Source organism: Shewanella sp. SM69 (genome assembly GCF_025653985.1).
Lineage (GTDB): Bacteria > Pseudomonadota > Gammaproteobacteria > Enterobacterales > Shewanellaceae > Shewanella > Shewanella oncorhynchi.
In genome coordinates, this window is the sequence record NZ_JAKKRV010000007.1 from 50,986 (window position 1) to 66,038 (window position 15,053).

13 protein-coding genes are annotated in these 15,053 nt (G+C 46.7%); 3 read left to right on the forward strand and 10 right to left on the reverse strand.

From position 1 onward, the window contains the following. Positions 1-54: 54 nt before the first annotated feature. Together L5M37_RS11240 and L5M37_RS11245 are read right to left on the reverse strand one after the other, a co-directional pair. Entirely contained in the window at positions 55-2,550 is a 2,496-nt protein-coding gene (locus tag L5M37_RS11240; protein ID WP_263200513.1) for an ABC transporter permease, read from the reverse strand. Positions 2,551-2,552: 2 nt separating this feature from the next. Further along, positions 2,553-3,281: an ABC transporter ATP-binding protein gene (locus tag L5M37_RS11245; RefSeq protein WP_263139018.1), complete on the reverse strand. Its 729-nt coding sequence runs from the start codon at positions 3,279-3,281 to the stop codon at positions 2,553-2,555. Between the two features lie 52 nt (positions 3,282-3,333). Here L5M37_RS11245 and L5M37_RS11250 point away from each other — a divergent pair, with 52 nt between their 5' ends. Then, positions 3,334-3,933, forward strand: coding sequence for an arylesterase (locus tag L5M37_RS11250; RefSeq protein WP_028760985.1), 600 nt, complete (start codon positions 3,334-3,336; stop codon positions 3,931-3,933). A 145-nt stretch (positions 3,934-4,078) separates the two neighbouring features. Continuing rightward, positions 4,079-5,146 (forward strand): DUF3083 family protein, encoded by a 1,068-nt coding sequence (locus L5M37_RS11255; protein WP_028760986.1) that lies wholly within the window; start codon positions 4,079-4,081, stop codon positions 5,144-5,146. A gap of 87 nt (positions 5,147-5,233) precedes the next feature. Here the strand turns inward: L5M37_RS11255 and sohB are convergent, their stop codons facing one another. Together sohB and L5M37_RS11265 are read right to left on the reverse strand one after the other, a co-directional pair. Next, the gene (gene sohB / locus L5M37_RS11260) at positions 5,234-6,250 is read right to left on the reverse strand and encodes a protease SohB (protein WP_105252126.1); all 1,017 of its coding nucleotides are present in this window, start codon (positions 6,248-6,250) and stop codon (positions 5,234-5,236) included. A 111-nt stretch (positions 6,251-6,361) separates the two neighbouring features. Beyond that, positions 6,362-8,845 (reverse strand): VolA/Pla-1 family phospholipase, encoded by a 2,484-nt coding sequence (locus L5M37_RS11265; RefSeq protein WP_263200514.1) that lies wholly within the window; start codon positions 8,843-8,845, stop codon positions 6,362-6,364. 262 nt (positions 8,846-9,107) lie between these two features. Between L5M37_RS11265 and L5M37_RS11270 the strand changes: the two genes are divergently transcribed. Beyond that, the gene (locus L5M37_RS11270) at positions 9,108-9,845 is read left to right on the forward strand and encodes a YciK family oxidoreductase (RefSeq protein ID WP_263166039.1); all 738 of its coding nucleotides are present in this window, start codon (positions 9,108-9,110) and stop codon (positions 9,843-9,845) included. A gap of 146 nt (positions 9,846-9,991) precedes the next feature. Here the strand turns inward: L5M37_RS11270 and L5M37_RS11275 are convergent, their stop codons facing one another. The 6 genes from L5M37_RS11275 to rnm form a co-directional block, all read right to left on the reverse strand. Next, the gene (locus tag L5M37_RS11275) at positions 9,992-10,957 is read right to left on the reverse strand and encodes an exo-alpha-sialidase (protein ID WP_263200515.1); all 966 of its coding nucleotides are present in this window, start codon (positions 10,955-10,957) and stop codon (positions 9,992-9,994) included. Between the two features lie 101 nt (positions 10,958-11,058). Continuing rightward, entirely contained in the window at positions 11,059-11,934 is an 876-nt protein-coding gene (gene rluB / locus L5M37_RS11280) for a 23S rRNA pseudouridine(2605) synthase RluB (protein WP_006082181.1), read from the reverse strand. Next, complete coding sequence (scpB, locus tag L5M37_RS11285) at positions 11,927-12,523, reverse strand: SMC-Scp complex subunit ScpB (protein ID WP_012089553.1); 597 nt, start codon at positions 12,521-12,523, stop codon at positions 11,927-11,929. Before scpB ends, rluB begins: the two co-directional genes overlap by 8 nt. Positions 12,524-12,526: 3 nt before the next feature. Beyond that, the gene (locus tag L5M37_RS11290; RefSeq protein WP_011847143.1) at positions 12,527-13,315 is read right to left on the reverse strand and encodes a segregation and condensation protein A; all 789 of its coding nucleotides are present in this window, start codon (positions 13,313-13,315) and stop codon (positions 12,527-12,529) included. A gap of 159 nt (positions 13,316-13,474) precedes the next feature. Beyond that, a complete protein-coding gene (locus tag L5M37_RS11295; RefSeq protein WP_006082184.1) occupies positions 13,475-14,095 on the reverse strand; it encodes an L-threonylcarbamoyladenylate synthase in 621 nt (206 codons plus the stop codon). After that, the gene (gene rnm / locus L5M37_RS11300; protein ID WP_107948129.1) at positions 14,092-14,952 is read right to left on the reverse strand and encodes an RNase RNM; all 861 of its coding nucleotides are present in this window, start codon (positions 14,950-14,952) and stop codon (positions 14,092-14,094) included. The genes L5M37_RS11295 and rnm overlap by 4 nt, the downstream gene beginning before the upstream one ends. Positions 14,953-15,053 lie beyond the last annotated feature (101 nt).

Below are 15,053 nucleotides of genomic sequence, written 5' to 3' on the forward strand. Positions count from 1 at the left end.
TGTTGTCTTAATAAGCTTTATGTTTTAGCCCATCAACAGAGTTCACAAACCGCCCTAGCTCCCAGCCTTTAATAGCTCAGAGCAAGATTGGCTGAGCAATTGTCGACAACGCCAAACCCCTAGTAAGGCGACGATTAAGGCTCCAGAAACAGGGGCAATGCCCCACCAAGGCCAGTGCATGTATACATTAAGTTCAAATACTTGCGTCTTAAGTAGATATAACGCAAATTCGGCCACAATTACGGCTAACACACCCGCAATACCGCCAAGTAAGGCGAACTCTAAACCCGTTGCACTGCGCAATAACCATCCTGAAGCACCAAAGGTACGTAACACCGCCAGTTCACGTTGCCGAGTTGCCATGCCAGCCTCAGTCTGTGCAATCAAGACTAAGGCACTGGCTAATAACACTAAGGCCAGCACTAAAGACAACGACAGCGACACTTGCTCAATTATCTGCCGCAACTGCCCCACCATAGCGCCAACATCGATGATCGATATGGTCGGAAATTGCTGAATAAGCGCAAGGATCACTGCATCCTTAGGCGTACCATCAGCATTCATAGTCTTATCGTTAGTCGCCTGATCATTCAGATAGAAACTCGCCATCGAAGTATAAGCAAAAGGCGCGAGCGCTTCTTGAGTGAAAATCATAAAGAAGTTCGGTTGCAGCGTTTCCCAGTGTACGGCACGAATACTGGCAACTTTAACTGTGAGCTCTTGATTATCAATCACGTAAGTCAGCTTATCGCCAAGACCAATACCTAGACGCTCCGCCACGCCGGACTCCACCGACACTTCATCAGCGGCTTGATTAAAATGCCCCTCTAACAGTTCGTTGTTAGCAGGCAGTGTATTGCGCCACGTTAGGTTTAACTCGCGCGAAATGCCCACTCTTCCCTTTTCACCCGCTTCGGACTGTTCATTCGAAATCAGCGCTTCACCGTTAATTTGAGTTAATCGGCCACGGATCACCGGATAAATGTCCGTCGCCACTATCCCCTTAGCCGTCATGAAATCATTCAAGGGCTTTGCATCATCAGGCGCAATATTGACAAGGAAATAATTAGGCGCATTTTCGGGCAACTGTTTTTGCCATTCGTTAAGTAAATCTTGTCTTAACGCCAAAATAGTCAATAACAGTACCAGTGCAGCGCTAAAGCCAACCAATTGCACCGCATTTTGCCGCGCACGACGCCTTAGCCCCGCCAGCGCTAATTGCAAAGGATTGGTAGTCTTCATACCAACACTGTGTCCTGCTCGTATCATCACAAATCCAAGCAGACTTAACAGCACAGCCAGCAATAGCACAGCCGCGACCACAGTCAGAGTCAAAGTCCAACTTTGGGAATACAAATAGCCCAGTAGTGCCATAGCCCCTAGACTCAGTAGCAAATGCAGCCACATACCAAGCTGTAAGCCTTCTAACTGACGCTGCAACACCCGCAGTGGCGGAATAGCCAGTAAACGCATCAATGGATAAGCCGAAAACATAAAGGCGCTGATGAGCCCAGTGCTGATACCGAGTAATAATGGCCGTGTGAGTGGCGGTGAATAGGCCGCAATTTCGGGTGGCAAGAGATAACTGATCCCAAAATCGAGTAACCCTCCCCCAATAAGGCCTAGACCAATTCCCAGTAGCGTTACCAACAATAAATGAGTACCAAACAACAGGCGAATTTGCTTTGCCGAGGCGCCAAAGGTTTTCAGCATGGCCACCACATCGTAATGGCGCTGACAATAACGCTGGGCGGCAATACCTATCGCCGCGCAGGCCAATGCAATGCCCATCAAACTTGCCAGCAGTAAGAAGCGCTCCGCTCGCTTAACGGCTCCCGCAATCGGCGAGTCACCGGATTGCACATCGACCCAGCGCTGGGTACTATTCAAAAGCGGTTTAACACTTTGTTCAAAGGCCGTAAGCGAGGCTTCATCTCCGGCAAATTGATACAGATAAGTCACGCGACTGCCCGGTTGAATAACACCTGTTTTGGCGACATCCTCCATCCGCATCAATACCACTGGCGATGAAGCAAAAGGATTAAAACCTGCGTCGGGTAAGCGGCTGATCTCATTGCTGAGCACAAATTCGCTGTTACCTAGTTCGATGGATTTGGGATACCCCAAAAGTCCGCCTAAGCGAGTCTCAAACCAAATTTGATCCGCTTGAGGTAACGCCTTTGTTTTACCGCTGGTGAGTTCAATATCGCCCTTAAGCGGGTAACCCGACTCTACGGCGCGTACTGTGACTAACTGAAACTTATCTCCCGAATAGACCATGGAATTAAATTGCATGTTAGTCACATGCTTAAGCCCAAGCGCTTCGGCTTTGGATAAAATCGCCGCATCAATTTTAACCGGCGAATCGATAATACGGTCGGCAGCAATAAACTGTGAAGCTTGACCACTAATTGCCACTTGCAGACGTTCACTCACCCGCGCCAAGCCACTCACAGACAAAACCGCGAGCGTAATAGCGAGGATAATCAATAACAATTGTCCCTGCTGTAACTCGCGTTGAAACAGGCGCCATGCCAGACTTAACTCCATTATTAAGCCTCCTTAACATCAGCTAGCGGTTCTGTTTGAGTGATATCTTCCTGTAAATGGCCGTTATCCATCACTAGTTGACGCTCACACCGCTTGGCCAACTGCAGATCATGGGTAACGAGGACTAAGGTTGTATGGCTTTCTTGATTAAGCTCAAACAACATATCGGCAATCTTATGGCCGTTGACGCTGTCTAAATTGCCAGTTGGTTCATCGGCAAACAAGACTGTAGGCTCACAGATAAAAGCGCGGGCAATCGCCACCCTTTGCTGTTCACCACCCGAGAGCTGTTTGGGTAAATGGGTCAAACGATGGGATAAACCAACCCGCACCAACATGGCCTGCGCTTTTTCCTTAGCATTGCTCACGCCCGCAAGCTCGGCGGGTAACATGACGTTCTCGAGCGCAGTTAAGGTATCAACTAACATAAAGGATTGAAAAATAAAGCTGACCTTCTGTTTACGCAGTGCCGCTTTTTGCTCTTCATTCAGTGGTGATAATGCCACACCATCGAGCCAAATCTCCCCCGACGTAGGCGTATCAAGCGCCGCAAGCAATCCCAATAAGGTGGATTTGCCCGAACCTGATGGGCCGAGAATGGCCACACTCTCACCTTGCTTGACATCTAAGTTAATGCCCTTGAGGATAGTGAGCGTTCCTTCCTGAGTAATCACTGATTTTTCGAGGTTAACAACATTAATGGCACTGTTTTTTAAGATGACGTTAGACATAGGATCCTTCTTATATAAATCGTTCTGGTATCAATCGCTAAGATTAAAATCAATGGCGAAGACCCTAGGGGCATTCATCCTACTGAGTGTACTCATGGTCACGCCCGCTCACGCGGCAAAGATACTGATCCTCGGCGATAGCTTAGGCGCTAGCTACGGCATGGCAGAACAGTCAGGCTGGGTAGCACTACTGCAAAAAAATCTGCCCGAACATCAGTTTACCAATGGCTCAGTGAGCGGCGAAACCACAGCGGGCGGCCTACGCCGATTACCCGCCTTGCTCGATTCTGTTGCTCCCGATCTTGTGGTCGTTGAGCTAGGAGGTAATGATGGTTTACGTGGATTCCCCCCAACGCAACTCGAAAATAATCTAATCCAAATCATTACCCTAGCCAAAGATAGCGGCGCAAAAGTGCTGCTGACCGAGATCATGGTACCGCCTAACTATGGCCCTCGCTATACCCAAAAGTTCACCCAAGTGTATCAAGACATATCTAAAACCCAGGATATAGTGTTGATCCCCTTCTTTATGCAGGATATCGCGCCCCATCCAGAATTAATGCAAAGGGATGGCATTCATCCCAACGAAAAGGCGCAAGCTCAGATTGCGGCTTGGATGCAACCATGGATAGAAAATGCGTTAACCCAATAAAATAGCTGCTATTTTAAGCTAACGAACCGCTTACTTAGCTAAACTCATGTTCAACGGATAAAAACGTGTTCTAACGCAAGATTCACCCTATAGATAAACAGTAAAATTCGTGTTAGCAAATGGTTAACTCAAACAAGGAGTCAATATGTCCCTTAGCCATCAGCAAAAAGTGTACATACCCAAGGAAGCCCGTACCAATCAATACATCACAGCCGAAATCAAGGTGACGGATGAGCTACTCAATCAATATCCCGATTATCAAAGCTGCTATCAAACGTTAAGCCGTTTGATATTTAATTTGGCAGAACAACACGATCTCCGTAATGTTCACGTGATCACTAACGATAAACTGCCAGTAGTGCGTTACCATACCGAAGCGTATTGCTTCCAAACCACTGAACAAATTCTATTTTTTTATAACCCAGCCTACCACGAAGCCCAAAACTTATTCTCGCAAGAAAACTATCGCGCCCGTAAACTGCGCATTGTGTTTCTCGCCACAGGTGACGATATTCGCAGTAATTCCGCCAGTTTCCATATCAAGGTACGTGAGTTGCTCACTGAATTAATGCCCTTAATGCCAATAAGCGATCTTAAGGTTAAGGTCCGCGACCATCAGCATTTATCCTATGATCTGTTCGCAAAAGCTAAGGGCTATAAAGAAACCTATGGTTATAAACTGCGCGCCATCGGCCCAAGATATAAAGCCAGAAAATGTGAGTTACCAGAAAACGTTAGCTCTCTTACCTATGTAACGGTGAGCTTGCCGCTGAGTCGCAAACTCAAACAGGGTTTATTACCTGACTCAGCCACTGACTTTACGCCTTTATATCAGCATCTTGAAGACTGCTTCCTCAAAGCGGCAGCGAATAGACAACTGACACGCCTTGCTATGATAGCGAACGGCTTAACACCGCTTGTGCGTAACAGTAAGTTTGAAAAGCTCGACAGCAAAGCCGAAGTACAAATGATAGGGTTCGATCCTAATGCGACTGAGCAACAAGTTATCCGTCGCTGGGATGCCGATAACTTAGTCGAAGCCGCGCACTTTACCATAGTGGCAGGTACCAAGGATTGTGACGATTCGGGTTTCGGTCGCTTTATGAACAATGTTGAAACAGCTCTGAAGGCCTTCGCAGCGGACATAGGTGTCGATCCGGAGCGTGAAGATCTCATCGTACGCTTCCATCAACATATCAGCTATCAAATCTAACCCACTTCGGTATTAGCCGCGAAAGCTCAGCAAATGAAAACGCCTGCAAATGCAGGCGTTTTTACTTTTATTCACCAATAGACAGAATTACATAGGACGATTTTTTTCTATGAGGCGATTGAAAATAGCGTTCACAGACAAAGAAGCACCGTGGGCAATTTTATCGGCAAGTTTCTTTCTCACCTGATAACGTATCTTGTACACAGTACGCTCTGTGGCGAGTGACATTATCACATCATCGCTGGTCGAAATCGCATCAACTAAACCTAATTCAATGGCTTGCTGACCGTACCAATGCTCGCCAGTAGCGACTTTCACTAAATCCAACTCAGGGCGATACTTACCAACAAACGCTTTAAATAAGACGTGGGTTTCTTCGAGTTCCTCTTGAAACTTCTGTCTTCCCTCATCGGAGTTTTCACCAAACACTGTCAAGGTGCGTTTAAAATTACCGGCGGTATGTTGCTCATAATCAATTTCATGCTTTTTCAGCAGGCGATTAAAGTTAGGCAGTTGAGCAACAACACCAATAGAACCGACAATGGCAAAAGGTGCAGCATAAATTTTATTCGCTACACAGGCCATCATATAGCCACCACTGGCGGCGACTTTATCAACACAGACAGTCAATGGAATATCAGCTTGGCGTAAGCGATCTAACTGGCTGGAGGCTAAACCATAACCATGCACCATACCACCGCCACTCTCTACATTGACAACCACTTCATCGCCTTTTTCTGCGATAGCGATAATTGCACTGATTTCTTCACGCAGTGATGCGACCTCAGCGGCATCAATACTGCCCTTAAAATCAATCACGAACACTTTGCCCGTGCAGGCTTCATCTGCGGCCTTGTCTTTGGCCTTTTCGTCAGCTTTTAATTGCTTTTCATAGGCTTTGAATTGTTTCTTTGACAGAAGTTCTTCTTTTAAGCCATGCTTAAGTTCTTCTAACTCTTCAGACAAGTTAGTGATCCTCAGCTCGCCCTTATCTGACTTGTGTTTTACAGTGGAAGCCAACACCACAATAATAACGGCAACGATTGCGACCACTATTGTGACGGCTTTCGCCAAAAACATTCCATACTCGTATAAAAATTCCAAAGTGTTCTCCGTTAGGGCGTTACATCATTCAATCAATTGCGCGCTATTCTAACAGCCTAAAGGCCCATAAAAAAACCCAGCAAAGGCTGGGTTTTTCCGATTAAGGCAAGATTAGTTAGGACAAGTCGCAATGACCCCACTGTTTGTCACTAAAATCGTCACGTCGTCCTTACCTGCAGTAGCAGCATAGGTTGCCACTTGAGTCTGCATTTCAACCGTGGCAGCCGCGGCCATACCATCCGTTGATTCCTTTTCTTTAGGATCAACAATCGAACTGTGGTGACCTTTAGCGAAACGCACAACGCCATGACCTTTGCTCGTGCTATCGGCACAAGGTAGCCCGATGGCAGCGATCAGCGGCTCAGTGCCCGATAATGGGAAGTTATCGACGCGATTAGGCAGCACTTGATCTGCTAAGTTACCGTTACCATCACCCGCCACTTCAATTAAGTGCACAGGTAAGCCAGTCGCTTTTAACATAGCAGCATGGTTAACAGGATCTGCAGAATCTACCGCTGTTTGAACTGCAAAGGCAAACGTCGGAATAAACTGTGCGTATACCGCCTGCACCAGTGCCGCATATTCAGGGCTACCAGGCTCATAACCTGCTGTATTAGCCGCATCGACCTGTGCTTGGAAAGTTGCAGATGCCGTAATATTACTAAACAGTACTGGGCCAAAGGTTGCAGAACCTGCGAATGATCCTGCTAATCCACCTGCTGGCGCAACTAAGGATACAGCATTGATAGCATAAGCATTTGGCAAGGCATCGCCGGTTGCTGGATTCTTCATACCTGTGCTGGCATAGGTCGCAAAATCGGTGCCCACAATGGCGCCTAAACTCAGACCTTGAGCACTGATTTTAGTCACATCAAATACTTGCGGCTGACCTGCTTGTGCTAAGCCCTGTGCTAAGCCCGTAAGAGCAAGACGCACCCCTAAATGGTCCATCGTCGCTTGACGGAAGTTATCTCGCACCGACAAAGTGCTAGAAATATTCACAAACACCAACGGGTTACCATTTTTAAAGGCATCCGGTTTACCGACAACTGCACCGAAGGCAGGATCTGTCGCAGAGACTTCATAAATCCCATCACCGTTAGCATCGAATGAACGCGCACCGTGAAGTGGCATATCAATAGCAACAGTTGCAACCCCCATTGCCGCATACGTGCCGGCATAGGCCAATGACATTTCTTTACCGCCACCTAAACCGTGAAGGGCAATTGTTGTTGGCCAACCAGATGTAGGAGGAATAAACTCACGACCTTGCTGTTGATAAAAAGCGGCCAATTTCGTTGCATTGGGCATAGAAATCAGTACAGATACTGTTTCATAACCTTTGATTGCTGGAATAGGATTGAATTTAGTCAGATGTTTGGTTTTATCAACTGCCGTACCATCGTCTAAAACCCATGTTTTACCCGCCATTAACGAGGGATTGGCTAAAGCATCAGCAGGGTTGGCAATACCATTAGCCACCGCTTGCATACCAAAATTATTCTGGCTGAGTGTGCCCGCTTGCAGTGCTAGTAGCACAGAGACAGGGCTATCACCTTGTGCTTTCCAATGACCATTAATTAATGGTTTACCTTCAGCGGATAAACAACCAACTGAAGAACAATCACCGTAAATAGGCAGTTTAATTTTTGCCGTATACACATCAGCCAAGTTTGCGGCAACATAGGCAGCTCCAGCAGCTGGTGTTAAGCCCGCCACTTGAGCCACAGTCAATCCAGTCGGTGTTGGCATCTGGGCAAAGCTTGGTGCATAGGGAGCACCCTTCGCCATCAGCAATTTGGTGGTTTCATAGACGTTAGCAACAGACTGAGTGGTAAATAAGCCAGAGTAACTGATGGTTAAAGGATCGACCTTATGGGCCGCAGCAATCCCTTTCTCATAACTGTTCACTAAGGTTTGCAGCATCAATTGATCTGGCGTTTCTAAAGGTAACGTATTGATATCCAGCTTCAACAAACCATAGGTCGTTGAAGGAGCGATACCACGACCTTCAGAATCTTGAATAAGATTCGTTGTCGCATAAATATAAGATTGCCCGGCTTTGAGTGGCTTAAGCGGAATTATCACCACTTTTTTGCCCGAAGCGGTTGATATAAAGTCAACGCCAAACTGCAACTCAGCGCCCACTTTACAGGCTGAAACTGACGGTTTAGCCTTACATTCGGGATCAGATGATAATGCGCCGCCTACTGTGGCTTCAAACATTCTGACAGCACCCGGTTGCGCAACCGATGCCGCCATTAAGGTTAGCGGTGTACCGTCATGTTTTTTCGCCAAATCAATATCAATAGAAATCGGTGATGTTGTCGACCACCCATCTAACGCCCCAAGCGCTATTTGTGGATCAACATAATTGCCCGAGCTTTCACCCGGAATTGATAATGTGCCATCTTTGGTGCCACTGAACAGCAAATCATTCGGTAATGGAACTTTTGAATTAGCAGGGTCGAACACCATGTGCGATTCAGGGATGAGCACTTCTGTCTTATCCTTGAGTTCATTAAAACTGTCCTCACCACATCCTGTGAGGCCCAGTGCAGATGCAATCGCAACACCCAAAATGAGTCTTTTCATCTTTTTTCCCCAAATCTTGTTGTAATAGTTTTGTTTTCCCCAAGAAATTAGTCACAATAGCTTTTAGATCTGTGACCAATAGGGCTTATGTTAGCCCCTAACTCATTTCAAGTTAACGTAAAAATATTGAGTTAGCCACAAGTTTGTCACAAAGATTTTAGCTATTGATAACAAAGTTTCATTCATTTGTTTGAAACATGCGTTTATCACTTCGGCGACTCTAGAAGTGGCGGGCATTCTCGCCAAGAGGAAAAAGAGACTCATGTTGGAATATCAAGCAGCAAAAGATTTACTCAAGGGCAAGACAATTTTAGTCACAGGCGCTGGTGCTGGCATAGGCCGAACCGCCGCCATTGAGTTTGCAAAACACGGCGCCACTGTGATTTTACTTGGTAAAACAGTGAAAAAATTGGAAGCAGTTTACGACGTAATAGAACAAGCCGGTTATCCCAAACCTGCCATAGTGCCATTGGATCTTAAGGGCGCAACGGAACAAAATTATCGCGATATGGCCGATACCATAGCCGAGCAATTCGATCATTTAGACGGCTTATTACATAACGCTAGCTTGCTCGGTGCCTTAGGCCCGTTTGAACACATAGATATTCCATCACTCGAAGACGTGCTCAAAGTGAACGTCACGGCCCAAGTCATGCTAACTAAAGCATTACTACCTGTGATGCGCCAAGCACCCAGTGCATCGATTATCTTTACGTCGAGCAGTGTGGGTCGTCAAGGCCGCGCCTATTGGGGACCTTATGCTTTCTCTAAGTTTGCCACCGAAGGCATGATGCAAGTTCTCGCCCATGAATGCGATGGCACCTCAGTTCGAGTTAACAGCATCAATCCAGGAGCTACCCGCACTGAGATGCGCGCTAAAGCCTACCCTGCAGAGAATCCACTGGATCTCAAAACAGCTGAAGAGATCATGCCGACCTATCTATATTTGATGGGTCAAGATTCTAGTGCCGTCAACGGACGGCAGTTTAACGCACAGTAATCGAATCGCTTATTGAGTTTCTGCCGGTATGATTTGGCAATATTAAAGGGCCTATTTATGGCTCTTTATTATTTTAGATATTCTCAAAATGAAACCCAGAACTTGTCGATGACATTAAGTACGACAAAGATAGCGCACCGCCAATTCTAGCTTAACTGAATTTTTGCAAAATAAATCATCGTTTTAGCTTTAGCGGCTCTGCTTGATTCATCAAGCGAATTTTGCGTATCCAGCTGTGAGTCAGCTAACTCATGGCTTGAGTAATAACTTACCCACAACTCATTTCCATCAATCACTACGCCCGCATAACTGGTATCGCCCTTCGATGGCAGTGTCAATAGTTCTTGAACCACGCCAGTATCTGGATGAATTTCAACTAAAGCCGTTCGAACTTGTTCATCATATAAGCGCACCACAGCCAACAGCCGGGATTGATACATCAACATCACAGGCCCACCAATGCGCTTATCGAGTTCTTGCCATTGCCAATCGGTAAATGGCGCTAGGCTGCGGCCGAGTAAACCAACAAATTCAGGGCCCCAAACGGGATCGCGCCTCAAGAGACAAAAGCAGCAGTCTTGATCAAAAACAATGGCTGTTTCGTTGACATACCCTTGATTATTAAACAGCTTTAGCCAAGTCTTGAAGTGTACGCCATCATCGCTCTTATACAAACGAGTATCACCATCAGGTCCTGGGCGATAGCCCACACCATAGAGTGTATTTTGATGTTCAGTTAAGCGCCATAACCAATAGCCCTTATCAGCTATCTTTAGCGCATCCGACCACGATCGCCCATCGGCTGAGCGCCAAAGATGTGATTGAAGACCCGACTTATCGTGTAAGGTCCCGCCGCCGAGTAAGAGTAATTCCCCTTGATATTCAATCAGTTTGCCATCGCGTAAATCAGCCTCATCCGAACGAATAAGCGCCACGCTCTGCCACGTCTCACCGCCATCCACTGAACGTAGAATACGCAAAGCGCCATCGGGTGACACATGGGCAGTCCCTTCACGGAAAACACAAAAAAGTGCTTCCTGAAACGCGATTAAATCGGTAAACGCATTATGGGCAGCTTGCTCCCAAATCCGTCGCACTGAAATTAGCTTCATCCATTCACTCCTCAATCCAACTGAGACTTGTTATAACATAGCTGCAAATAACAGAAAGCAAAAAGGCCGCTTAGCGGCCTTTTTCATTCGGATAAAACAACTTAGCTGCGCTGACGCGATGGCTTAGGTTTTCCCGAACCTGTCACTTTATGCTTACGTACTGCACGGCGAATTTTAGCACTTTTCACCTGTGCACGAGCTACGCTGTGTTTATCGGCGGCAAGCATAGTGCGGGTTTCTGGTTCTAAACCTGCCAGTTTACGCAAGTAGTTAACTTGCTCCATTGGCAATTCAACCCAGCCACCCCGTGGCAGTGATTTTGGCAATTCAACCATACCGTAACGGATACGGATCAAACGGCTCACTTGCACTTCTTGGGATTCCCACAGACGGCGTACTTCGCGGTTACGACCTTCGCGTAAACACACATGCCACCACTGGTTCATGCCTTCGCCGCCCGCTGGCTTGATGCTATCAAACTGCGCAGGGCCGTCTTCTAACATCACGCCTGTACGCAAACGTTGCACTGTTGCTTCAGGGATTTCACCGAAGGTACGCACTGCGTATTCGCGGTCGACTTCGTTCGATGGATGCATTAAGCGGTTTGCTAATTCACCATCTGAGGTAAACAGTAATAAACCAGAGGTGTTGATGTCTAAACGACCTACCGCAACCCAGCGTGAATCACGCACTTTAGGTAAGCGATCGAATACCGTTGGACGGCCTTCAGGATCTTTACGACTACAAATTTCGCCTTCGGGTTTATGGTATGCCAATACTCGACAGATCACGTCTTCGGCAGACTTTAACGAAATCGATCTCCCATCGATACGCACTTTGGCATCGGCTTCAATCCGATCCCCAAGGCTAGCAATTTCACCATCAATACTAACTCGGCCTGCAGCAATCCATGCCTCCATCTCACGACGGGAGCCATGGCCTGCACGGGCCAAGACTTTCTGCAATTTTTCACTCATTAGTATTTTGCTCTTCTGACTGTTCTGGCGTTAATTTCACACTTGAAAAAACCGCCTGCAATGACTCAGTATCCGACAGCGGCGGTAAATCCGCTAAGGTGTCTAAGCCAAAATATGCTAAAAATTCTAAGGTAGTGGCATACAACGCGGGTCGCCCCGGTACTTCTTTATGACCAACTACTTTAATCCAATGTCTATCTGACAAACTTTTTATGATGTGACTACTAATGGCCACACCGCGCACCTGTTCAATATCGCCGCGAGTCACTGGTTGACGATAAGCAATCACCGCCAAGGTTTCTAATGTCGCACGCGAATATTTAGGCGCCTTTTCTTGCCACAGGGGCTGCAAAAAAGGACTCAAGACTTCTAAGGTCTGGAAGCGATAACCCCCAGCGACTTTCACAAGTTGCACACCTCTGTCTTGATAATCCTGCTGCAGCTCATCCAATGCAGCTTTTATTTTGTCTCTGGAAACAGTGAAATCCACCAATACAGTGTCTTTCAACATTTTCGCCGACAAGGGTTTCCCCAATACAAACAAACTCGCTTCAATAAGCTGTTTTAATTGAGTCGGATTTATCTGCATCAATTAATAGGCCTTAACGTAAATAGTTGAAAACGGTTCTGTTTGGTACAATTCAACCAATAATTCTTTGACTAATTCCATCAATGCTAAGAAGGTCACGACCACGCCTGCACGGCCTTCTGCTACGGTAAATAAACGTTCAAATGCCGTAAAATCTTCCGAGTTCAACATGGCTAAAATCTGGCTCATGCGCTCACGCGTCGATAACTGTTCACGCTTAACGTGATGATCTTCATTGGCATCGATACGTTTGAGCACATCGCCAAAGGCGCGGGCAATTTCAAACAACGAGACTTCTGGCGGGATCATTAACGGCTTAATGTCAGGTGCTGCCACTGCTTTGGCTTGAAACACATCCCGCTCGAGCCGCGGCAAATCATCGAGTTTTTGCGACGCTTCTTTAATCACTTCATAGGCTTTCAACTGACGGATCAATTGCGCCCGAGGATCTTCCTCAACCTCATCTTCAGCCACCATACGCGGCAGCAGCAAACGGGATTTAATCTCGGCAAGCGTTGCCGCCATCACTAAGTAATCGGCGGCAAGTTCAATTCGAGCCTGAGTCAGCAACGTAATATACTCTAAATACTGCGCGGTGATTTGCTGAATGGGTAAATCGACAACGTCTAATTTTTGCTTACGGATCAAATATAAAAGCAAATCCAATGGCCCTTCAAAGGACTCAAGGAACACTTCTAATGCCTCCGGCGGAATAAACAAATCCAGCGGCATTTCGGTCATTGCCTGACCACGAATAACGGCTAAGGGTAAACTCTGTTGCGTGCCCTGCATCCGCTATCTTGCTCCGTTAACGCTGCACTAGCCAACTTAGGCTAACGCCAAACGCGCGATTATACCTGTAAATCTGCAGCGATAAAACTGCCAAATGTTCACTGCCGCTCGCCGCATCGCTCACTCGCATCCACTACAGATAAATCTATTGCGCTGAATTTAGAGAAAAGGCGTGATATCACCCGCGCCTTCACGCAAAATTTCGGCGCCATCTTCAGACATATCAATCACAGTCGTTGGCTTTTCGCCTAAATAACCGCCATGGATAATCACATCCACTTGATGCTCGAGCAAGTCACGAATTTGTTCAGGATCTGACTCGGCAAATTCTGCATTTGGCATCACTAAACTGGTCGACATCAGCGGCGCATCTAAGGCTTCAAGCAACGCCAGTGCGATCACATTGTCGGGCACACGAATACCTATGGTCTTTTTCTTGTCATTTTGCAGACGACGCGGCACTTCTTTGGTCGCTTTAAAAATGAAGGTATAAGGCCCAGGCGTGCAACTTTTTAGGATGCGATACGCCTGATTATCCACTTTGGCGTAGGTCGCAAGCTCAGATAAATCGCGGCACATCAATGAAAAGTTATGATCGTTCTCGATTTGACGAATTCTCGCCATCCGCGTCATCGCATCTTTCTCACCAATCAAGCAGCCTAAGGCATAACCCGAATCGGTAGGATAAACAATCACACCGCCCGCTTTTAAGGCGGCAACAGCTTGACTGATAAGGCGTGTTTGCGGATTTACTTCATGTACATAAAAAAACTGACTCATGGTCGTTCCACCCAAGATTCCGATTGCCAGACCCAATCAATACCTTGGGGCTGATACAGATTTTTTCCTAATTCGATCCAATTACTTGGAAAGTGAAAATCACTCCCTATCGATGCAAGCAATTGATTTTGTAAGCTCAAGGCCACAAGGTTGGCCCTGTCGTCTAATGTTTGCTGGCCAAGTACCACTTCCATGGCATCTCCACCCGCTTCTTTATATTCACGCACTAACCGCTTAAGCCACTTTGCCGATAACTTATAACCACTGGGATGCGCCAACACAGCTAATCCACCCGCGTTATGAATGATATCGATGGCGCTGGCCATATCACCCCAATTATTAGGGACATAACCGGTTTTACCGCGGGCAAGGTAGCGTTTAAACACGCTCGGCATATCCACAGCATGACCATTTTCAGCCATCCAACGGGCGTAATGTCCACGGCTCAATGCCGCTTCACCCGCCAACGCCTTAGCACCTTCGTAAGCGCCTTCAATACCGGCCTTGGCTAATCTATGGCCAATTTCTTGAGCGCGTAATTCACGTAACTCACGCTGGTTTTCTAAAAATGCCAATAACGCAGGATTATCCGCATCGAAGTTAAGCGCAACTATGTGAATATCATAACTGTTCCAGCGAGTAGAGATTTCTACGCCAGAGATCAATTTCAACGGTTCTGCTTGCGATTGATTAAAGGCACGGGCTTCAGGTAAACCTGCTACCGTATCGTGGTCAGTAATCGCAAATAACTGCACGCCCTTTTCAAGGGCTCTAGCCACCAATTCAGACGGAGTTAACTGACCGTCGGATGCGGTCGTGTGGCTGTGCAGATCAGCCAATATGCTTTGAGTATTCATGGGGCTATTGTACGTGAATTTGTTAATAAATGCGCTGCTATCTCGCATTTTGTGGCTGTGTGACTTAAATTTTCTACGTCATTAAAGTGAATAAATCATAG